This window comes from Rhodoferax koreense, from assembly GCF_001955695.1.
Classification (GTDB): Bacteria; Pseudomonadota; Gammaproteobacteria; order Burkholderiales; family Burkholderiaceae_C; genus Rhodoferax_B; species Rhodoferax_B koreensis.
The window spans coordinates 3,587,191-3,608,373 of the sequence record NZ_CP019236.1; the positions used below are offsets into that span (position 1 = coordinate 3,587,191).

The following is a 21,183-nucleotide window of genomic DNA, read 5'->3' on the forward strand; positions in this document are numbered from 1 at the left end:
GCGTCAGCCGCCGGCGCGCTTGACGGTATGGCCCTGCTTCTGCAGCAATGCGATCACCGCCGTGCAGTGATCGCCCTGCACCTCGATCACGCCGTCCTTCACCGTGCCGCCGCTGCCGCAGGCGGCCTTGAGCTGCTTGCCCAGGGCCACGAGCGCATCGGCGTCGACCGGTACCCCTTTCACCACGGTCACGGCCTTGCCGCCGCGGCCCTTGGTCTCACGCGAGACGCGCACGACGCCGTCACCCGCGGGCACGGCCTTGGCCAGCGCCTTGCAGACGCATTGCGCCACCGGATGGCGGCAATCGGGGCACATGCGGCCGGCCTCGGTGGAATACACCAGGCCGCCGAGGTCGCCGAGGGACAACTTGTTCTTCACGGTGCCATCAAGCCTTCATGCGTGGGTTCAGGGGATATTGCGGATCGGTGAAGCCCGGCGTGGAGGGATGGCCGGCCGGCACGAAGGAATCGACCAGGGCCTCGTCTTCGGCGGTGAGCTGGTAGGCCAGCGCGGGCGCGTAGTCCTGCCACTGCTTCAAGGTGCGCGGGCCGGCGATCACCGCACTCACGGCCTGGTGCGCCAGCACCCAGGCGGTGGCGAATTGCGCCAGCGTGATGCCACGGGCTTCGGCATGGGCCTTGAGTTTCTGCGCGATGACCAGCGACTCCTCGCGGAACTCGGTCTCGGCGATGCGCTTGTCGCCGCGCCCGGCGCGCGTGTCCTCGGCCGGTGCCTGGCCGGGCGCGTATTTGCCGGTCAACACGCCGCGTGCGATCGGGCTGTACGAGGTAACGCCGATGCCGTAGTGCTGGCAGGCCGGCAGGATCTCGACCTCGGGCATGCGGTTGAGCAGGTTGTAGTAGGGCTGGCAGACCACCGGGCCGGGCATGCCGAGCGCGGCCGCGATGCGCACCATCTCGGCAATGCGCCAGCCGCGGAAGTTCGACACGCCCCAGTAGCGGATCTTGCCCGCGCGCAGCATCGCGTCGAGCGCACGCAGCGGTTCTTCCAGGTCCATGCCGTTGTAGTCGCGGTGCATGTAGAGGATGTCCACATGGTCGGTCTGCAGGCGGCGCAGGCTGGCATCGACCTCGTTCAGCATCCAGCTGCGCGAATAGTGCGCCTGGTTCGGCCGATCGCCCATCTTGTTGCCGAGCTTGGTGGCCAGCACCCAGTCGTCGCGCTGGCCCTTGAGGATCGCGCCGACCATCTCTTCCGACGCGCCCTTGGTGTAGACGTCGGCGGTATCGATGTAATTGACGCCCTGCGCATGCGCATCGGCCACGATGGAGGCCGCCTCCGCATGGCCGGTCTGGTCGCCGAACATCATCGTGCCCAGGCACAGGGCCGAGACTTGCAGGTTGCTTTTGCCGAGTTGGCGGTAGTGCATGGGGGTCTCCTTGGATATCGTGTTGATCAATGCAGCAGGTTGGTGGCCAGGCCGAGCTTGAGCGCCGCGGCCTGCAATCGTTTGTCGAGGGTCCACAGCGTCGCGCCTGGCGTCAGCCGCGTGGATGCGAGCAAATGTGCGTCCACGTACCCGATGCCGATGCCGTGCAGCGCATGCGTGGAGATGAATCCCAGCACCTCTTTATCGGTCGCCGTGGCCGCTTGTGACAGATTCTGCAACGCTTCCAGAACCTGTGCTCGCTGCTGCAAGCTGCCCAAGGCAAGTTCGCCTATGACGAACGGATGGGTCAACACCTGGCCGCCGTTCAGACAATGGGTCAAGGTTTTATTGCCTCTTTGCAAATGGTCGACCCACACCGAGGTATCGACCAGGATCATGTTGTGGGTGATGGACGCCGAGCAACAGGCTCGAGGCTGGGTTCGGAGCCGCCGAGCAGCGCCAGGCGGCGAGCACTTTCGCGCTCGATCAAGGCTTTCAGCGCTTCGCGCACCAGCGCCGATTTTTCTTTCAGGCCGGTGAAACGTTCGGCGGTGGCCAGCAGATCGTCATCGAGAGCAAGGGTGGTTCGCATGTTGATAACTCCCGGATAGTGGCGAGACAGGCACGAATTATGACATCAATCGATGATCTATATGTGCCAGTGGTCAGGAATAAGCCGTGGCATTCATCGCCTTGGTACAGTCTGCCTCTCCAATACAAACAGGTACCCCGATGGCACGAACCAACGAATGGGCGGGCAAGGTGATGGCGCTGGTCAAGAGCGGCAACACGGCCGCGGCCATTGCCCAGATCAAGGTCGCGCCGAGCGTGAAGGACCTGCGGGCGTTCCAGACGGCCCTGGTCGTCGGCAAGCTCTCCGGTAAATGGCGCGACCTGGATGCCGCCGTGAATGAAAACCTCGCCCTGCTGGCCGCGCCGCGGCTGCACCGCTCGCCCTGAGCCTTCTGAACGCCCTACCGAATCCATCCATGCCTTTTTCCTCCCTTGGTCTCTCCCCTGCCCTGGTTCACGCCGTCGGCGAACTCGGCTATGCCGCGCCCACGCCGGTGCAGGCAGAGGCCATCCCCGCCGTGCTGCGCGGCGCCGACCTGCTCGGCTCGGCGCAGACCGGCTCGGGCAAGACCGCCGCCTTCGCCCTGCCCCTGCTGCACAGACTGCAGGAAGGTGCGCGCCACACGCCCCGGCGCGTGCGGGCCCTGGTGCTCGTGCCCACGCGCGAACTCGCGGCGCAGGTCGGCGAAGTGCTGCGCAGCCTGGCGCAACACCTGCCGCAGCCGCCCAAGGTGGCCGTGGTGTTCGGTGGCGTGTCGATCAATCCGCAGATGATGGGCCTGCGCGGCGGCGCCGACGTGGTCGTGGCCACGCCCGGCCGGCTGCTCGATCTGGTGGAACACAACGCGCTCAAGCTGTCGGCCGTGGAAATGCTGGTGCTCGACGAAGCCGACCGGCTGCTCGACCTGGGCTTTGCCGAGGAGCTCAAACGTGTACTGGCCTTGCTGCCGCCTGCGCGGCAGAACCTGTTCTTCTCGGCGACATTCCCGGCCGACGTGCAGGCGCTGGCCGAAGGCCTTTTGCGCGACCCGGTGCGTGTGGAAATCGAGGCTACGCAGACGAATGAACCGGCCATCCTTCAGCGCGTGATCCAGGTCGACGAGAAGCGCCGCACCGAGCTGCTGCGCCACCTGATCACCGAACAGGGCTGGGAACGTGTGCTGGTCTTCGTCGCCACGCAATACGCCACCGAACACGTGGCCTGGAAGCTGCACAAGAACGGCATCTTCGCCACGCCCTTCCACGGCGGCCTGAGCCAGGGCGCGCGCAACACCGTGCTGCAGGAATTCAAGGACGAACGCTGGGACGTGGTGGTGACCACCGACCTGGCCTCGCGCGGCATCGACATCGCGCAGCTGCCGGTCGTGGTGAACTACGACCTGCCGCGTTCGGCCGTGGACTACGTGCACCGCATCGGCCGCACCGGCCGGGCAGGCGAAAGCGGTCTGGCGGTGAGCTTCGTCACGGCCGACACCGAGGCCCATTTCGCGCTCATCGAAAAACGCCAAAACCTGAGCCTGCCGCGCGAGCGGATCGCGGGTTTCGAGCCGGTGGACGTGGCCACGCCGGTGAAAGACATGGCCGCCGTGCCCGGCACCGGCGGCATCAAGGGCAAGCGCCCGAGCAAGAAGGACAAGCTGCGTGCGGCGGCCGCGGCCGGCCCCGTTCCACCCGAATCAGAGTGAATCGATGGTCAGCTTCTGCGCGCGCACCACATTGCGCCAGGCGCGGTAGTCGGCCTCGATGAAGGCGCCCAGCAGCGCCGGGGAGCCGGGCGCGGCCTCGATCGCGTCGAGCTTGAAGCGCGCCGTCACCTCGGGCAGCGCCACGGCCTTGTTGATCGCGGTATTGAGCAGCTGGATGACGGCCGGCGGCGTGCCGACCGGCGCCATCAACGCGAAGAAGTTGACCACGTCGATGCCGCCCAGGCCGGCTTCGGCCATGCTCGGCACATCGGGCAGGGCCGCCGAACGTTTCGCGCTGGTCACGGCCAATGCGCGCACCCGGCCATCCTTGATGAACGGCAGCAGCGCGGGGATGGTGCCCGTCACCAGCTGGATATGGCCGGCGATCATGTCCATCGTGGCCGGCGCCACCCCGCGGTAGGGAATGTGGGTGATGTAGGTACCGGTGCGCGACTTCAGCAGTTCGAGCACCAGGTGGTTCACGCCACCCGCGCCGGCCGAGCCGTAGTTCAGGTCGCCCGGTTTCTGCCGCGCCAGCGCGACCATTTCCTTCATGTTGTGCGCCGGGCTGGCGGCGTTCGTCGCCCAGACCAACGGGCCGCTGGCGATCATGCCCACCGGGGCGAACTGGTGCAGCGGATCGTAGTTGGCATTCGGCAGCGAGGCGGCGACGGTGGTGAACGGCGACGCCACCAGCAGCAGGGTGTAACCGTCCGGCGCGGCCTGGGCCACGGCCTGCGCGCCGATCGCACCGGACGCGCCGGCGCGGTTTTCCACCACGAAGCTCGCCCCCATCACCTCGCCCATCTTCTGCGCCATGAGCCGCGCCACGGCGTCGGTGCCGGCCCCCGGCGCGAAGGGCACGATGATCTTGATCGGCCGCTCGGGGAAATTCTGGGCTGACGCCTTGTTCGCTACAAAAGGAAGAGCAGCCAGCGCAAGCGTGGAAAGCGCTTGGCGCCGATTTGATTTGTAATTCATGAAGCAATAAACCTGACGTGATGGCCGGATTTTGTGGCAATCACGTGGCAGATCGATGACAACGGTGGCTCAGCTCCCGCGGTACGTCGAATAGGCCCAGGGACTCACCAACAGCGGCACGTGGTAGTGCTGGTCGGTGTGCGCCACGCCGAAATCGAGGCTCACCTTGTTCAGGAAATTGGGCTCGGGCAACACCACGCCGCGCGACTTGAAGTAGCCGGCCACGTCGAACACCAGCCGGTAGGTGCCGGCCTTGAGCGTGTGGTTGTCGTACAGCGGGCCGTCGCTGCGTCCATCTGCGTTCAGCACGAAACGCTTCACCAGCGTCGCCTGTTCGCCGTCCGTTGTGTAGAGCGCGACGGCCATGCCCGCGGCCGGGGTGCCATGCATGGTATCCAAAACGTGTGTGCTTAATCCCATGGAAGCCCTTCAACAAAATGGTGCGGATTTACGAAACAAGCGTGTATACAGTGACAGGATTTGACGTATGATAGCGGCATGGAATCTTCACTCAACACCAATACCAACACCATCGTTGATGCCCTGACCAAGGCGATTGTGGAGCATCGCCTGCATCCGGGCACCAAGTTGGCCGAACAGAAACTGGCCGATCACTTCGGCGTGTCGAGGACGCTGGTGCGCCAGGCGCTGTTCCAGCTGTCGCAGAACCGGCTGATCCGGCTCGAGCCCGCGCGCGGCGCCTTCGTGGCCGCGCCCTCGGTGTCCGAGGCGCGCCAGGTGTTCGCGGTGCGGCGCATGCTCGAGGCCGAGATGACGCGCGCCTTCGTGCGCGAGGCCACGCCGGCCAAGATCAAGGCGCTGAAGGACCACCTGGCGCAGGAAAAGGTGGTGCTCAAGGACAAGGACCTGGTCAACCGCACCGAGGTGCTGGGTGACTTCCATGTGCGCATGGCGCAGTTGCTCGAAAACGAAGTGCTCGTGCAGATGATGGTCGAGCTGCTGTCGCGTTGCTCGCTGATCACCCTGATGTACCAGACCGAAAACTCGGTCGAACACAACGGCGACCATGACGAACTCATCAAGGCTATTGCCGCCAAGGACGAGGCCCTGGCCGTGCGCCTGATGGAGGAGCACCTGCGCGCCATCGAGGCCAGCCTGACTTTCGACCGGAAGATTCCGAGCAACGACATCGCCATGGCGCTGGCTTAGCACCCCCCCAGGTTGGCGCACTTCGTGTCGCCGCCCACCCCCTACAGGGGGCGACACTGGCGGCCCGGCAAAGCCGGTTCCGCGGTGTCCTGGAATAAGGCAGGCTTGTCTGCCGCGTGCGATGTGTGCATTGAACGCGGATTGGCGCTAATGTTGCTTGCATTTTGAAGACCGAACCATGACCTCAGCCGAAAACACCACCGTTCCCTACGACCGCGACCTCAAGGGTTATGGCCGTGACGTGCCGCATGCGCAGTGGCCGAACCAGGCCCGGATCGCCGTGCAGTTCGTGCTCAACTACGAGGAAGGCGGCGAGAACAATGTCCTGCATGGCGACCCGGCGTCGGAGACTTTTCTCTCCGAGCTGATCACCGCGCAGGCCTTCGAGAACCGCCACATGACCATGGAGTCAATGTACGAATACGGTTCGCGCGCCGGTGTGTGGCGCATCCTGCGCGAATTTGAGAAGCGTGGCCTGCCGTTGACGATCTTCGGCGTGTCGATGGCGCTCGAGCGTTATCCCGAGCTGACCCAGGCCTTCGTCGACCTGGGCCACGAGATCGCCTGCCACGGCTGGCGCTGGATCCATTACCAGAACCTGCCCGAGAAGACCGAGCGCCGCCACATGGAGATCGGCAGCCACATCATTCGCGACATGACCGGCGGCCAATGGCCGGTGGGCTGGTACACCGGCCGCGACAGCCCGAACACGCGCCGCCTGCTGGCCGACATGGGCGGCTACGAGTACGACAGCGACTACTACGGCGACGACCTGCCGTTCTGGAGTGAAGTCACCAAGTCCGACGGCAGCAAGACGCCGCACCTGGTCGTGCCCTACTCGCTCGACACCAACGACATGCGCTTCGTGCAGACCCAGGGCTTCAACACCGGCGAACACTTCCTGCAGTACCTGAAGGACACCTTCGACGTGTTGTACGCCGAGGGCGACCCCACCGGGCTGGACCGGCCGAAGATGATGAGCATCGGCATGCATTGCCGCGTGCTCGGCAAGCCGGGCCGCTTCGGCGCGCTGCAGAAATTCCTCGACCACGTGCAAAGCCATGAGAAGGTGTGGATCTGCCGCCGCATCGATCTGGCGCGGCACTGGAAGGACGTGCACCCCTACCAGGCCGCAACTTCGGCCGCCGAATAAGCCATGGCCCTGACGCTCGCCCAACTCAATGCCGCGCCCGAAGCCGAGGCGCTGCACCTGCTCGACGGCCTGTACGAACATTCTCCGTGGATCGCCGAAAAGGCGCTCGCAGCCCGGCCGTTTGCGTCACTGGCCCAACTCAAACACGCGATGGTGCAAGTGCTGGCCGCGGCCGACCGCGCGGCCCAGGTGGCGCTGGTGTGCGCCCATCCCGAGCTGGCGGGAAAGGCCATGGAGGCAGGCCGCCTGACGGCCGAGTCGACCACCGAGCAGAAGGCCGCCGGCCTCACGCAATGCCTGCCTGCCGAGCTGCAGCGCATCCGCGAACTGAACGCGGCCTACCTCGCCAAGTTCGGCTTTCCCTTCGTGCTGGCCGTGCGCGGCCCGCGCGGCACGGGCCTGGCCAAACAGGTGATCCTGGCCACCTACGAACGCCGGCTGCTGAACCACCCCGATTTCGAACTCGCCGAAGCGCTGCGCAACATCCACCGCATCGCCGAGATCCGCCTGAACGACCTGTTCGGCTACCAGCCCGAACTCGGCAACCTGGTCTGGGACTGGCAGGAAGCCTTGAGCGTGCACACCGATCCGGGCTATGCCGAACTCGGCCAGCTCACCGTCACCTACCTCACCGATGCCCACCGCGCCTGCGCCGCGCGGATCGCCGCCGACATGCGTGGCTGCGGCTTCGACGAAGTGGCCATCGACGCCGTGGGCAACGTGGTCGGCCGCTATTTCGGCACCACGCCGGATGCGAAATACCTCATGACCGGCAGCCATTACGACACGGTGCGCAACGGCGGCAAGTACGATGGACGGCTCGGCATCTTCGTGCCCATGGCCTGCGTGCGCGAACTCTCCCGCCAGGGGCGCCGGCTGCCGTTCGGCTTCGAGGTCGTGGGCTTCGCCGAAGAGGAAGGCCAGCGCTACAAGGCGACCTTCCTCGGTTCGGGCGCCCTCATCGGCCATTTCGATCCCGCGTGGCTGGAGCAGCAGGATGCCGACGGCATCACCATGCGCGCGGCGATGGCCCATGCCGGCCTGAAGCCCGAAGACATTCCCGCCATCCGGCGCGACCCCGCGGCCTACCTCGGCTTTGTCGAGGTGCACATCGAGCAAGGCCCGGTGCTCAACGAACTCGACTTGCCGCTGGGCATCGTCACCTCGATCAACGGCAGCGTGCGTTATGTGGGCGAAGTCTTCGGCATGGCCAGCCACGCCGGCACCACGCCAATGGACCGCCGGCGCGACGCCGCCACCGCCGTGGCCGAACTCGCGTTGTACGTCGAACGCCGCGCCGCGCAGGACGGCGACTCGGTCGGCACCATGGGGATGCTGCAGGTGCCCAACGGCTCGATCAACGTCGTGCCCGGCGCCTGCCGCTTCAGCCTGGATCTGCGTGCGCCGGTGAATAACCAGCGCGACGCCCTGGCCGACGACGTGCTCGGCGAACTCAGGGCGATCTGCGAACGCCGCGGCCTGCGCTGCACGCTCGAGGAAACCATGCGCGCCGCTGCGGCACCCAGCGCCCCGGCCTGGCAGCAGCGCTGGGAGCGTGCCGTGTCCGCCCTCGGCGTGCCCCTGTACCGCATGCCCAGCGGCGCCGGCCACGATGCGATGAAGCTGCACGAGGTCATGCCACAGGCCATGCTGTTCGTGCGCGGGCTGAATTCGGGCATCAGCCACAACCCCCTGGAAAGCACGACCAACGACGACATGCAGCTCGCCGTCGATGCCTTTCTCCACCTTCTGAACGATTTGGCGACCGAAGCTCGCTGAAGCCCTACGAAGCCGCCACTGCGGCCGCAACCACATGACCGACTACGACCAACTCGACGCCTGGATCGACGCCCATTTCGACGAACAGGTCGGCTTCCTGCAGCGCCTGGTACAGGTGCCCACCGACACGCCGCCTGGCAACAACGCGCCGCATGCCGAACGCACGGCCGAACTGCTGACCGACTACGGCTTTGCCGTGGAGAAGCACGCCGTGCCCGCCGAAGAGGTGGCTGCGGCCGGCATGCAGAGCATCACCAACCTGATCGTGCGCCGCCGCTATGCCGAAGGCGGCCCGGTGGTGGCACTCAACGCCCACGGCGACGTGGTGCCGCCCGGCGAGGGCTGGACCAAGCAGCCTTACGCCGGCGAGATCGAAGACGGCAAGATCTACGGCCGCGCCACCGCGGTCAGCAAGGGCGACTTCTCCACCTTCACCTACGCGGTGCGCGCGCTCGAATCGCTGGGTGCACCGCTCAAGGGCGGCGTGGAACTGCACTTCACCTACGACGAGGAATTCGGCGGCGAACTCGGCCCGGGCTGGCTGCTCAGGCACGGCCACACCAAGCCCGACCTGCTGATCGCCGCCGGTTTCTCCTACCAGGTGGTCACCGCGCACAACGGCTGCCTGCAAATGGAAGTCACGGTGCACGGCAAGATGGCGCACGCGGCCATTCCCGAGAGCGGCATCGACGCGATGCAGGCGGCGGTGCACATCCTGAACGCGCTGTACGCGCAGAACACGCTGTACAAGCAGGTCAGCTCCCAGGTCGAGGGCATCAACCATCCCTACCTGAACGTCGGCACCATCGAAGGCGGCACCAACACCAACGTCGTGCCGGGCAAGGTGGTGTTCAAGCTCGACCGGCGCATGATCCCCGAGGAAAACCCGGCCGAGGTCGAAGCCCGCATCCGCGCGGTGATCGCCGAAGCCGCGGCGCAGTGCGCGGGCGTCACGGTCGACATCCGGCGCATGCTGCTGGCGAATTCGATGAAGCCGCTGGCGGGCAACAAGCCCCTGGTGCAGGCGATCCAGAAGCATGGCGAAGCCTTGTTCGGCGAACCGATTCCGGCGATGGGCACGCCGCTCTACACCGACGTGCGTCTTTACGCCGAAGCCGGCATTCCCGGCGTGATTTACGGCGCCGGCCCGCGCACCGTGCTCGAGTCCCACGCCAAGCGCGCCGACGAACGCCTCGATCTGGAGGACTTGCGCCGCGCCACCAAGGTGATCGCTCGCACGCTGCGCGACCTGCTCGGCTAGAACTTGCCGCTGCGGGCGGCGGACAGGAAGGCCGTGAGTTGCGCGACATCGTGGACCAGCACGCTGCTGCCTTCCACCGCGACCAACCGTGCGGCGATCAGTTCCTTGAAACAGCGCGACAGGGTCTCCGGTGTCAGGCTCAGGTGGCCGGCCACCACGTTCTTGCGGATCGACAGCCGGATCTGCGCCGTCTTCGCGCCATCGCCCGGCACCAGCCGCAGCAGGTAACGCACCAGCCGCAAGGTGGGCGGCTGCAGCGAATACGCCTCGATGTCGTCGACGATGCCCTTCACCCGCGAAGACAGGCTGCGCAGCATCGCCATCGCGAAGGCGCTGTTGCGCTCGATCAGTTGCACGATGGCGTCTCGCGGCAGGTAGAGGAACAGCGAATCCTCCAGCGCCTGAACATTCAGGAAATAGCCCTCGCCGTTGAGCATGGTGATGTCGCCGAAACAGCCTCCCTGCCCGATCAGCTGGATCGGCTTGTCCGCGCCCTGCCACGACAGCAGCGACATCTTGATCTGCCCGTAGACGACGACGTGGAAACCATCGCAAGGATCGCCCTGGCGGTACAGGACCTCCTTGCGCCTGGCACGCACCCGCCGGGCCTTGGCGGCCAGCAAGGCCAGGTCTTCGTCGCCTGCATGGCGGAACAGGGGCACGTTGCGCAGCAGCTGCAGCAGCGTGGCCTGGGTGGGGATCGGCGTGATGTTGCCACCGAACACCGCCGGAGGCCCGTCGGCGCCCATGGTGCCGCCGGCCGCAGGGCCGGCCTCAGGCCGTGGCCGAGCGGGCATGGTTCACCAGCATGATCGACAGCGCGGCGATGGCGCCGGGGATGCCGATCGCCAGGAAGTTGTGGCCCAGCGGCAGGGCCATGCCGACCAGCACGCCGATAAGGATGGGAGCGGCGATGGCGCCCGCCCGGCCGACGCCCAGCATCACACCCAGGCCCGTCGTGCGAATCTCCACCGGATAGAACTGGCTGGCGTACGCCGTGGTGAGGATCTGCGTTCCGATGGTCGAGGCGCCGGCCAGCGCCACCATCAGGAACATCATGCCCAGCGGTAACGGTGTGCCGAGCAGCGTGATCGACACGGCGGCCAGTGCGTACATGATGGCCAGCACGTACTTGATGTGGAACCGGTCCGCGAGCCAGCCGCCGCCGACCGCGCCGGCCATGGCGCCGAGGTTGAGCACCAGCACGAAGGTCAGCGCCGAGCCGAGGCTGTAGCCCGCGCTCGCCATGAGCTTGGTGAGCCAGGAACTGAGCGCGTACACCATGAAGAGGCACAGGAAGCAGGTCAGCCAGAACATGACGGTGCTGAGGCCGCGCCCCTGGGCGAACAGGGCGCCGAAGGAGGCACCACCGGCCCGGGCCTTGCCGGCGAGGATGAACTGTTCGTCCCGCTGCGGCCGGTACCCGGGGGAAAGCCTGGCGAGGATGTCGCGCAGTTCGTCCAGGCGCCCTTGCCGGATCAGGAATGCCATGGATTCCGGCATCTGCTTCCACACGAGGGGAACCAACAGCACCGGCAGGCCCGCCGCAATGAAGACCGACTGCCAGCCGTAACTCTCGATCAGGCTCTTGCCCAGCAGCGCCGCCAGCACACCGCCGACCGAATAGCCGCTGAACATCAGGGTGATCAGCATGCTGCGCATGCGCTTGGGCGCGTATTCGGTCATCTGCGCGATCACGTTGGGCATCACGCCGCCGATGCCCACGCCGGCCAGGAAGCGGAACACGCTGAAGCTGATGGGCCCTTGCGCAAAGCCGGCCGCGGCCGTGAACAGGCTGAAGATCGCGATGCAGACGACGATGACCAGCTTGCGGCCGACCCGGTCGGCCAGCGAGCCGAGCACGACGTTGCCGAACATCATGCCGAACAAGGCGGAACTGACCATGAAGCCGGCCCGGGTGGCGTCGACGCTGTACGCCTTCATGATGGACGGCAGCGCGATGCCGGCCACCGCCAGATCGTAGCCATCGAAGACGATGACCAGCGCGCACCAGAACAGCACGAGGCCATGGAAACGGTTGAAACTGGCGTTGTCCGCGAGCTTGCAGACGTCGGTGGATTGCATGTTTTTTGTCTCCTACCCAACGGGTGGTTAAAACGCCGGGGCGCGCGGCCTGGCCGCGATGCGCCCCGACGACCGGCGTCCGCGGGTCATCGCCCGCGTGTATCGCCGGGTTTCAGGTCAGGATCAGAGTTCCAGCCACAGCGCGTCTTCGCCGGAGGCAAAGACGCCGTCCGGTGCCGTCGGGATCTTGCCTTCGGCGGTGTCGGCGATCACGCGGCGCTTGGTGGCTTCGAACTCGGCCAGATCCTTCATGCGCGAGATCATGATCACCTGGCCGACCGGACCACCGGCGCGGACCTTGACCTCGGGCTCGACGCCATAGTTCTTCTTGATGGCCGCGGCACGGGCCCTGAAATAGGCCAGGGCTTCGGACTGCTTGCCACCCATGGGGGTGCCGGTGCGGGTGTAGACGACGGTCATGAAAAGTCTCCTTGAGTTGTGTGAAAACCGGGCCCGGGCCCGGCTGGATGCTGCCGCGGGAATGCGATCAGCCCAGCCAGAATATGTTTTGCATGCACTCGAATCATTGATTGCAATCAAGGATTATCAATCACAGAATAAACATAATTGCATACATATATTCCGTAGTCCATGCACCTTGATGAGGCGGTTTGCGCATAGCACGGAATATGCTTGAACCCGCCGGTACCGTCCCCGCCGCCCACCCTCCTCTTCGCACCAAGGAATCCGCCATGCCTTCTTCTCCCGAGGTCCATCCCGTGGACGAGCGCCTGCCCAGCGGCAAACTCGCCGCGCTGGGCCTGCAACATGTGCTCGTGATGTACGCCGGTGCGGTCGCCGTGCCGCTCATCGTCGGCCGCGCACTCAAGCTCAGTCCCGAGCAGGTCTCGATGCTGATCTCGGCCGATCTTTTCTGCTGCGGCCTGGTCACGCTGGTCCAGTCGCTGGGCGCGACGCAGTGGTTCGGCATCAAGCTGCCGGTGATGATGGGCGTGACCTTCGCCTCGGTGGCGCCGATGCTGGCGATCGCGAACGGCAACCCGGGTATCGCGGGCGCGCAGATGATCTTCGGCTCGGTGATCGGTGCGGGCGTGGTGTCGATCCTCATCGCGCCGCTGGTCAGCCGCATGCTGCGCTTCTTTCCGCCGGTGGTCACCGGCACCATCATCGCGGTGATCGGGATCAGCCTCATGCGCATCGGCATCAACTGGATCTTCGGCAACCCCTTCGGCCCCACGGCGCCGAACATCGTCAGCCCGGAGAGCGCCAAATGGCTGGCCGATGCGGCGGCGGCCATGCCGAACGCGCCGATGCCCAAGGGCCTCGCCATCGTCGGCACCGTGCCGAACCCGAAATACGCGCCGGTGGACGGCATCCTGGTGTCGGCCCTGGTGCTGGCCTCGATCCTGCTGATCGCCAAATACGCCACCGGCTTCATCAGCAACATCTCGGTGCTGCTGGGCATCGTCATCGGCGGCATCGCAGCCACGGCCATGGGCATGATGACTTTCGAGAAGGTGGCGCAGGCGCACTGGTTCGACATCGTGATGCCGCTGCAGTTCGGCATGCCGATCTTCGATCCGGTGCTGATCCTGACCATGAGCCTGGTGATGATCGTGGTGATGATCGAATCGACCGGCATGTTCCTCGCGCTCGGCGAGATGACCGGGCGCAAGATCGAACAACCCGACCTCGCGCGCGGCCTGCGCACCGACGGCCTGGGCACGGTGCTCGGCGGCCTGTTCAACACCTTCCCCTACACCAGCTTCTCGCAGAACGTGGGCCTGGTCGGCGTGACCGGCGTGCGCAGCCGCTTCGTCTGCGTGGCCGGCGGCATCATCATGATCGTGCTCGGCCTGTTGCCGAAGATGGCCGCGCTGGTCGAATCGCTGCCCACCGTGGTGCTCGGCGGCGCCGGCCTGGTGATGTTCGGCATGGTGGCGGCCACCGGCATCCGCATCCTGGCCGCAGTGGACTTCAAGCACAATCGCTTCAACATGTTCATCGTCGCCGTGTCCATCGGCATCGGCATGGTTCCGCTGATCGCGCCCAACTTCAAGCAATGGCTGCCGCACGGCCTGCATCCGCTGATCGAGTCGGGCATCCTGCTGTCGTCCATGGCCGCCGTGCTGCTGAACCTGTTCTTCAACGGTGCCCGATACAACTTCGAGGATTCGCTTCGGGCATCGTTGTCCGATGGTGGACACTGAACCTTTTGACCTTGCACCGACCATGAATTTCGATCCCACCCGCCGCCAGCTCGCCCTGGGGGCTTCCGCCCTGCTCGCCGCCCCTTTCCTTCCCGGCTGCGCCTCGCAACGCGAGCCGCGCATCGAAGCCCGCACCCTGTCGGTCGGTGCCCTGTTCGCCGGCAGGATGGACGACCGTGGCTTCATGGAAAGCGGGTGGCGCGGCCTGGAGCGCGCACGCACCGAACTGGGCGCGCAGACACGCTACATCGACGGCATCGCCCCGAGGAAAGACCTGCTGGAGAAGGCCCTGGCCGAGCTCGTGTCATCCGGCGTGGACCTGGTGATCGCGCACGGCGGGCAGAACAACGAGGCCTGCGCGGAGGTGGCGGCGCAGTTTCCGCGCGTGAAGTTCGCGGTCACGCAGGGCGCGGTCACCGGCGTCAACCTGGCAAGCTACGAGGTGCTGCAGGAAGAATCGGCCTACCTGGCCGGCGTGCTGGCCGCACTGACGACCCGAACCGGCGTGGTCGGCCACATGTCCGGCATCCGTGTGCGGCCCGGACTCAAGGGCCGTGCGGCCTTTGCCGCCGGTGTGCGGGCCACCGATCCGCAGGTGCGCCTGCTGACCAACTTCTCGGGCAACCAGGACGACAACGCGTTGTCCCGGCGCGTCGCCCTGGCCCAGATGGCCGCGGGTGCCGACGTGATCTTCACCATGCTCAACGCCGGGCGCGACGGCGTCACCCAGGCCTGCCGCGAAAAAGGCACACGCCAGATCGGCAATGTGGTCGACTGGACCGCCGTGGACGCCAAGGTGTTCGTGGGCTCGGCCATTGCCGACGTGGGCATCGGCGTCTTCGAGGCCGTGCACGACCTGCGCGACGACAAGTTCCCCGCCGGCAAGGTGCGCAAGGTCGGCCTGGCCAACGCGCAGGCCGTGCGCCTGGCGATGGCGCCCGACGTGCCGGCATCGGTGCGCGCCCGCGTGGCGCAGGTGGCCGACGACATCGTCCAGCGCCGCACCGGCGTGCCCGAGACCTACGAAGGCGCCGAATTCGCCACCCCCGCCTGAGCGACCTGCGCACCGGACCACCCGCCTTGGCGCGCGATAACCCGCAACGACCCGTCATTGCGCGTTTGTACGTAGTCCCCCCGCTGCCTGCCCCCCCGCGCTTTGGAGTAGGCTAGCGGCTTCCTGCATCACGTTCCGAGGAGACAAGAATGAGCACGAACCTTTCGCCGGCCGAGTTGGCCCTGCGCGACGCAGCCCGCGAATACCACAGCACCCCGACCCGGGGCAAGATCTCCGTCACGCCGACCAAGCCGCTGTCGAACCAGCGCGACCTGTCGTTGGCCTACTCGCCGGGCGTGGCCTATCCCTGCCTGGACATCGAACGCGACCCGGCGCTGGCCGCCGAATACACCTCGCGCGGCAACCTCGTCGGCGTGATCACCAACGGTACCGCCGTGCTCGGCCTGGGCAACATCGGCCCGCTGGCCTCCAAGCCGGTGATGGAGGGCAAGGGTTGCCTGTTCAAGAAATTCGCCGGTGTCGACGTGTTCGACATCGAGCTCGCCGAGAACGACCCCGACAAGCTGGTCGAGATCATCGCCGCCATGGAGCCCACGCTCGGCGGGGTGAACCTGGAAGACATCAAGGCGCCCGAGTGCTTCTACATCGAGCAGAAGCTGCGCGAACGCATGAACATCCCGGTGTTCCATGACGACCAGCACGGCACGGCCATCATCTCCTCGGCCGCGCTGCTCAACGGCCTGGAACTCGTCGGCAAGAAGATCGAAGACGTGAAGATCGCCGTCTCCGGTGCGGGCGCCGCCGCCATCGCCTGCCTGGACGTGATGGTCGGCCTGGGCGTGCAGCGCAAGAACGTGTACGCGGTCGACTCCAAGGGTGTGATCTACCACGGCCGCCCCGGCGGCTTCGATGCTTCCAAGGAACGCTACGCGCAGGACACCTCGGCCCGCACGCTGGCCGACGTGGTCGACGGCGCCGACGTGTTCCTCGGCTGCTCGGCGGCCGGCGTGCTCACGCAGGCCATGGTCAAGACCATGGCCGACAAGCCCATCATCCTGGCGCTGGCCAACCCCGAGCCGGAAATCCGCCCCGAACTGGCCAAGGAAGTGCGGCCCGACTGCATCATCGCCACGGGCCGTTCGGACTATCCGAACCAGGTCAACAACGTGCTGTGCTTCCCGTACATCTTCCGCGGCGCGCTCGACTGCGGCGCCACCAAGATCACCGAAGCCATGAAGCTGGCCTGCGTGCGCCAGATCGCCGACCTGGCCAAGGCCGACATCAGCGAGGAAGTCGCCGCCGCCTATGCCGGCAAGGAGCTGGTCTTCGGCAGCGACTACCTGATCCCCACGCCCTTCGACTCGCGCCTGATCCTGCGCATCGCCCCGGCGGTGGCCAAGGCGGCGGAAGAGTCAGGCGTGGCCACCCGGCCGATCCAGGACTACGAGGCCTACCGCCAGACCCTGTCGCGCTTCGTCTACCAGACCGGCATGTTCATGAGCCCGGTGTTCAGCGCCGCCAAGGCCGTGGCCCCCGAGGCCAAGCGCGTGGCTTATGCCGAAGGCGAGGACGAACGTGCACTGCGTGCCGCGCAGGTGGCGGTCGACGAGAAGCTGGCCCGACCGGTGCTGATCGGCCGGCCCGAGGTCATCGCCGCGCGCATCGCCAAGGCCGGCCTGCGCATCCAGATCGGCCGCGACGTGGATGTGGTCAACCCCGAGGACGACTCGCGCTTCCGCCAGTATTGGGAGACCTACCACAAGCTCATGGGCCGCCGCGGCGTGAACCAGGAGGCCGCCAAGGCCGCGGTGCGCCGCTCCAACACCACCATCGCCGCGCTGATGGTCAAGCTCGGCGATGCCGACGCCATGTTGTCCGGCCTGGTCGGGCGGTACGACGGCCACCTGCAGCACGTGCGCGACATCATCGGCGTGAAGAAAGGCGCCTCCGGCTTCGCCGCGCTGAACGCGCTCATGCTGGAGAAGCACACGCTGTTCATCGCCGACACCTACGTGAACGAAGACCCCACGGCCGAGCAGCTCGCCAGCATCGCGGTGATGGCCGCTGAAGAGGTGGCGCGTTTCGGACTGCCGCCCAAGGTGGCTTTCCTGTCGCACTCCAACTACGGCTCTTCCGACCGCCCCTCGGCGCGCAAGATGCGCCTGGCGCGCGAGCTGTTCGCCCGCATGGCGCCCGACATCGAATCCGACGGCGAACTGCAGGGAGACGCCGCCCTGTCCGAAGACGTGCGCCAGAACGCACTCATGGACACCACGCTGCACGGCTCGGCTAACGTGCTGATCTGCCCCAACCTGGACGCGGCGAACATCCTGTTCAACATGCTCAAGGTCACCGGCGGCAAGGGCGTGACGGTCGGCCCGATCCTGCTCGGCGCGGCCGCCTCGGCCCACATCCTCACGCCTTCGGCGACGGTGCGGCGCGTGGTCAACATGACGGCGCTGGCGGTGGCCAACGCATCGACCTTCCGTTGAAACAGGCTCACCCCCAAGTCGCTCACTGCGTGTAGCTCCTCCCCCCTTGCAGGGGGCGACACCAGCGGCCGGGCAAAGCCCGTTCCGCGGTGTCCCTGGGCCAAGGCAGTTGCGCGTTCGCGTTTTTGATTTTCGCCCTTTCCCGCCCGCTGAAGAGGGATGGGGGGTGAGGGTGCATCTGCTGGGCACCGGCACGGCACCGTTTTTGCTTGTAGCCTCCACACCTTGTTCCGCTGGGAAACCCATGACCAAACGCCTGTTCCTCAAGTCCTCGGCCGCCCTTTTGGCCGCCGCGGCCGTGCTGCCCGCATTCGCACAGACGACCCCCATCAAGTTCCAGCTTGACTGGCGTTTCGAAGGCCCGTCGGCTCTGTTCCTCACGCCCGCGGCCAAGGGTTATTTCAAGGATGCCAAGCTCGACGTGACCATCGATGCCGGCAACGGCTCGGGCGGCACGGTGACGCGGGTGGCCTCGGGCGCCTACGACCTCGGCTTCGCCGACATGGCCGCGCTGATGGAGTTCCACGCCAACAACCCCGACGCACCGAACAAGCCGGTGGCGATCATGATGGTCTACAACGACACGCCGGCCTCGGTGATGGCGCTGAAGAAATCCGGCATCAAGACCCCGGCCGACTTGAACAACAAGAAGCTCGGCGCACCGGTGTTCGACGCCGGCCGCCGCGCGTTCCCCATCTTCGCCAAGGCCAACAAGATCGGCGGCGTGCAGTGGACGGCGATGGACCCACCGCTGCGCGAGACCATGCTGATCCGCGGCGACGTGGATGCCATCACCGGCTTCACCTTCACCTCGCTGCTGAACCTGGAAGCGCGCGGCACCAAGGCCGAGGACGTGGTGGTGCTGCCGTACCCCGACTTCGGCGTGAAGCTGTACGGCAATGCCATCATCGCCTCGCCGAAGATCCTGAAGGAAAATCCGACCGCGGTGAAAGCCTTCCTGCAGGCCTTCGCCAAGGGTGCGAAGGAAGTCATCGCCAAGCCGGCCGCGGCCATCGAAGACGTGAAGGCACGCGACGGCATCATCAACGTGGCGCTCGAAACTCGCCGCCTGACCATGGCCATCGACACCGTGATCAACAGCCCGAACGCCCGCACCGAGGGCTTCGGCCAGGTCAACCGCCCGCGCATGACGTTGATGGCTTCGCAGGTGTCGGACGCGTTCGGCACCAAGACCCGCGTGAATGCCGATGCGGTGTGGAATGGCAGCTTTCTGCCCAGCGCCGCCGAGTTGAACGTGCTGCCCGCCAAGAAGTAAAACTATTCTTTTTATAGCAGCGCACGCAGGCATTACCTGCGCCAGCGGCCTATTTCTGCATTGATTTGTGAATACTACCGCGTTTGTTGATTTCCGCGACGTCTGGCTCGCCTACAACGACGAGCTGCTCGCGCAGAACCACTTCGCCGTCGAGGCCATCGACCTGCAGGTGCGCCAGGGCGAATTCATCGCCATCGTCGGGCCTTCGGGCTGCGGCAAGTCGACCTTCATGAAGCTCACCACCGGCCTGAAGATGCCGTCGATGGGCAAGATCCTGATCGACGGCCAACCCGTCACCGGGCCGCTGAAGATCTCGGGCATGGCCTTCCAGGCGCCTTCGCTGCTGCCATGGCGCACGACGGTGGACAACGTGCTGCTGCCGCTGGAGATCGTCGAGCCCTACCGCTCCAACTTCAAAGCCAAACGCAAGGAATACGAAGAACGCGCACGCCGGCTGTTGCAGAAGGTCGGCCTCGGCGGCTATGAGGACAAGTTCCCGTGGCAGCTCTCCGGCGGCATGCAGCAGCGCGCGAGCATCTGCCGCGCCTTGATTCACGAGCCGAAGATGCTGCTGCTGGACGAGCCGTTCGGCGCGCTCGACGCCTTCACGCGCGAGGAGCTGTGGTGCATCCTGCGCGACCTGTGGACCGAGCAGCGGTTCAACGTGATCCTGGTCACGCATGACCTGCGCGAAAGCGTGTTCCTGGCGGATACGGTGTATGTGATGAGCAAGAGCCCGGGCCGCTTCGTGGTCAGGCGCGAGGTCGACCTGCCACGGCCGCGCGAGCTGGAAGTCACCTACACGAAAGAGTTCACCGATATCGTTTTGGAATTGCGCGGCCGCATCGGAAGCATCCGTCAAACCACCGTGGCGGCAGAGAAGACCTGATGCACAAGAAAACCGTAGAAACCTGGTCGCCGTGGATCCTGCTGGTGGCCGTGCTGGTGTTGTGGCAGCTCATCTGCTCGGCCTTCGACGTCTCGGAATTCATTTTCCCCAGCCCTTGGCGCATCTGGACGCAGTTCCTCGAGTTCAAGTTGATCATCGCCGGCCATGCCTGGCGCACCTTCTGGGTGACGATGGTCGGCTTCGGCCTGGCGATCGTGGTCGGCGTGCTGCTGGGCTTCGTCATCGGCAGCTCGCGCCTGGCCTATGCCGCGGTGTATCCGTTGATGACGGCCTTCAACGCCTTGCCCAAGGCCGCCTTCGTCCCGATCCTGGTGGTCTGGTTCGGCATCGGTGCGGGGCCGGCCATCCTCACGGCGTTTCTGATCTCGTTCTTCCCGATCATGGTCAACATCGCGACCGGCCTGGCGACGCTCGAGCCCGAGCTCGAAGATGTGTTGCGCGTGCTCGGTGCCAAGCGCTGGGATGTGCTCATGAAGGTCGGCCTGCCGCGCTCCATGCCCTACTTCTTCGGCTCGCTGAAGGTGGCCATCACGCTGGCCTTCGTCGGCACCACGGTGTCGGAAATGACGGCGGCCAACGAAGGCATCGGCTACCTGCTGATCTCGGCCGGCTCGGCCATGCAGATGGGCCTGGCGTTTGCCGGGCTGGTGGTCGTCGGCGCCATGGCCATGGTGATGTACGAACTGTTCAGCTTCATCGAGAAGCACACGACAGGCTGGGCGCACCGCGGCTCGCAAAATACCTGAAGCCATGACGCCCGAACAAGCCGCCCGCCACCTGCGCCGCGCCAACGCGGTCGCGCAACGGGCCATGTCGCTCGGCCGCCATCCCTTCGGCGCCATCCTCGTGGCACCCGACTTCGAAACCGTGCTCGCCGAACAGGGCAACGTCGACCAGGTCAACCACGCCGAGGCCGTGTTGGCCCGCACTGTGGCCCTCAACTTTTCGCCCGAATTCCTGTGGGGCTGCACCCTGGTGACCACGGTGGAACCCTGCGCCATGTGTGCCGGCACGCAATACTGGGCTCATATCGGCCGGCTCGTGTTCGGCATGACGGAGAAGCGCCTGTTGGAGCTCACCGGCAACCACCACGAGAATCCGACCATGGACCTGGCCTGCCGCACGGTCTTCGCCAGCGGGCAGAAGGCCGTGGAAGTGATCGGCCCGGTGGCCGAGGTCGAGGCGGACATCGCAGCGCTGCACCAGGATTTCTGGCGCCGGCCGACGGCCTGAGGCTTTCGC

The 21,183-nt window shown here is 66.0% G+C and carries 22 protein-coding genes; 13 read left to right on the forward strand and 9 right to left on the reverse strand.

The features are described 5' to 3' along the window. Positions 1-3 precede the first annotated feature (3 nt). The 4 genes from RD110_RS16655 to RD110_RS16670 all read right to left on the reverse strand — a co-directional run bounded on the left by RD110_RS16655 (position 4) and on the right by RD110_RS16670 (position 1,982). A complete protein-coding gene (locus tag RD110_RS16655) occupies positions 4-315 on the reverse strand; it encodes a translation initiation factor Sui1 (protein WP_239467295.1) in 312 nt (103 codons plus the stop codon). 70 nt (positions 316-385) lie between these two features. Then, positions 386-1,390 carry an aldo/keto reductase gene (locus RD110_RS16660; RefSeq protein WP_076200506.1) on the reverse strand — a complete coding sequence of 335 codons (1,005 nt, stop codon included), beginning with the start codon at positions 1,388-1,390 and terminating at the stop codon, positions 386-388. Positions 1,391-1,416: 26 nt separating this feature from the next. Beyond that, the gene (locus tag RD110_RS16665; protein ID WP_076200507.1) at positions 1,417-1,788 is read right to left on the reverse strand and encodes a type II toxin-antitoxin system VapC family toxin; all 372 of its coding nucleotides are present in this window, start codon (positions 1,786-1,788) and stop codon (positions 1,417-1,419) included. Next, a complete protein-coding gene (locus RD110_RS16670) occupies positions 1,785-1,982 on the reverse strand; it encodes a type II toxin-antitoxin system VapB family antitoxin (RefSeq protein ID WP_076200508.1) in 198 nt (65 codons plus the stop codon). Before RD110_RS16670 ends, RD110_RS16665 begins: the two co-directional genes overlap by 4 nt. A gap of 140 nt (positions 1,983-2,122) precedes the next feature. Here RD110_RS16670 and RD110_RS16675 point away from each other — a divergent pair, with 140 nt between their 5' ends. Then, positions 2,123-2,350 (forward strand): hypothetical protein, encoded by a 228-nt coding sequence (locus RD110_RS16675; RefSeq protein WP_076200509.1) that lies wholly within the window; start codon positions 2,123-2,125, stop codon positions 2,348-2,350. Between the two features lie 29 nt (positions 2,351-2,379). After that, complete coding sequence (locus tag RD110_RS16680) at positions 2,380-3,648, forward strand: DEAD/DEAH box helicase (RefSeq protein WP_076200510.1); 1,269 nt, start codon at positions 2,380-2,382, stop codon at positions 3,646-3,648. On the opposite strand, the gene RD110_RS16685 is transcribed toward RD110_RS16680, so the two are convergent. Beyond that, positions 3,640-4,629 carry a tripartite tricarboxylate transporter substrate binding protein gene (locus tag RD110_RS16685; RefSeq protein WP_076200511.1) on the reverse strand — a complete coding sequence of 330 codons (990 nt, stop codon included), beginning with the start codon at positions 4,627-4,629 and terminating at the stop codon, positions 3,640-3,642. The two genes, RD110_RS16680 and RD110_RS16685, sit on opposite strands and share 9 nt — an antisense overlap. 69 nt (positions 4,630-4,698) lie before the next feature. Next, on the reverse strand, positions 4,699-5,049 hold the full coding sequence (gene uraH / locus RD110_RS16690; RefSeq protein WP_076200512.1) for a hydroxyisourate hydrolase: 351 nt from the start codon (positions 5,047-5,049) through the stop codon (positions 4,699-4,701). Positions 5,050-5,127: 78 nt separating this feature from the next. Here uraH and RD110_RS16695 point away from each other — a divergent pair, with 78 nt between their 5' ends. The 4 genes from RD110_RS16695 (at position 5,128) to RD110_RS16710 (ending at position 9,992) form a co-directional block, all read left to right on the forward strand. Beyond that, positions 5,128-5,799 (forward strand): GntR family transcriptional regulator, encoded by a 672-nt coding sequence (locus RD110_RS16695; RefSeq protein ID WP_076200513.1) that lies wholly within the window; start codon positions 5,128-5,130, stop codon positions 5,797-5,799. 178 nt (positions 5,800-5,977) lie between these two features. Next, positions 5,978-6,952 carry an allantoinase PuuE gene (gene puuE / locus RD110_RS16700; RefSeq protein ID WP_076200514.1) on the forward strand — a complete coding sequence of 325 codons (975 nt, stop codon included), beginning with the start codon at positions 5,978-5,980 and terminating at the stop codon, positions 6,950-6,952. Between the two features lie 3 nt (positions 6,953-6,955). Then, positions 6,956-8,731 carry a 2-oxo-4-hydroxy-4-carboxy-5-ureidoimidazoline decarboxylase gene (gene uraD, locus RD110_RS16705; protein WP_076200515.1) on the forward strand — a complete coding sequence of 592 codons (1,776 nt, stop codon included), beginning with the start codon at positions 6,956-6,958 and terminating at the stop codon, positions 8,729-8,731. Between the two features lie 34 nt (positions 8,732-8,765). Next, on the forward strand, positions 8,766-9,992 hold the full coding sequence (locus RD110_RS16710; RefSeq protein WP_076200516.1) for a M20 family metallopeptidase: 1,227 nt from the start codon (positions 8,766-8,768) through the stop codon (positions 9,990-9,992). Here RD110_RS16710 and RD110_RS16715 read toward each other — a convergent pair. The 3 genes from RD110_RS16715 to RD110_RS16725 form a co-directional block, all read right to left on the reverse strand. Continuing rightward, a complete protein-coding gene (locus RD110_RS16715; RefSeq protein WP_083686315.1) occupies positions 9,989-10,789 on the reverse strand; it encodes a Crp/Fnr family transcriptional regulator in 801 nt (266 codons plus the stop codon). The genes RD110_RS16710 and RD110_RS16715 overlap by 4 nt on opposite strands. After that, positions 10,767-12,077, reverse strand: a complete 1,311-nt coding sequence (locus tag RD110_RS16720; protein ID WP_076200517.1) for an MFS transporter — start codon at positions 12,075-12,077, stop codon at positions 10,767-10,769. The genes RD110_RS16715 and RD110_RS16720 overlap by 23 nt, the downstream gene beginning before the upstream one ends. Before the next feature lie 123 nt (positions 12,078-12,200). Continuing rightward, entirely contained in the window at positions 12,201-12,497 is a 297-nt protein-coding gene (locus RD110_RS16725; RefSeq protein ID WP_076200518.1) for a hypothetical protein, read from the reverse strand. Positions 12,498-12,769: 272 nt separating this feature from the next. On the opposite strand from RD110_RS16725, the gene RD110_RS16730 reads away from it, so the two are divergent. From RD110_RS16730 to RD110_RS16760, 7 genes are all read left to right on the forward strand, one after another. Continuing rightward, a complete protein-coding gene (locus tag RD110_RS16730) occupies positions 12,770-14,248 on the forward strand; it encodes a nucleobase:cation symporter-2 family protein (protein ID WP_076200519.1) in 1,479 nt (492 codons plus the stop codon). Between the two features lie 22 nt (positions 14,249-14,270). Further along, entirely contained in the window at positions 14,271-15,302 is a 1,032-nt protein-coding gene (locus tag RD110_RS16735; protein WP_076200520.1) for a BMP family protein, read from the forward strand. A 149-nt stretch (positions 15,303-15,451) separates the two neighbouring features. After that, the gene (locus tag RD110_RS16740; RefSeq protein WP_076200521.1) at positions 15,452-17,755 is read left to right on the forward strand and encodes an NADP-dependent malic enzyme; all 2,304 of its coding nucleotides are present in this window, start codon (positions 15,452-15,454) and stop codon (positions 17,753-17,755) included. A 244-nt stretch (positions 17,756-17,999) separates the two neighbouring features. After that, entirely contained in the window at positions 18,000-19,031 is a 1,032-nt protein-coding gene (locus RD110_RS16745; RefSeq protein ID WP_076200522.1) for an ABC transporter substrate-binding protein, read from the forward strand. A 67-nt stretch (positions 19,032-19,098) separates the two neighbouring features. Further along, positions 19,099-19,920, forward strand: a complete 822-nt coding sequence (locus RD110_RS16750; RefSeq protein WP_076200523.1) for an ABC transporter ATP-binding protein — start codon at positions 19,099-19,101, stop codon at positions 19,918-19,920. Continuing rightward, the gene (locus RD110_RS16755; RefSeq protein ID WP_076200524.1) at positions 19,920-20,687 is read left to right on the forward strand and encodes an ABC transporter permease; all 768 of its coding nucleotides are present in this window, start codon (positions 19,920-19,922) and stop codon (positions 20,685-20,687) included. The genes RD110_RS16750 and RD110_RS16755 overlap by 1 nt, the downstream gene beginning before the upstream one ends. Positions 20,688-20,691: 4 nt before the next feature. Beyond that, complete coding sequence (locus RD110_RS16760; protein ID WP_076200525.1) at positions 20,692-21,174, forward strand: nucleoside deaminase; 483 nt, start codon at positions 20,692-20,694, stop codon at positions 21,172-21,174. Positions 21,175-21,183: the final 9 nt, after the last annotated feature.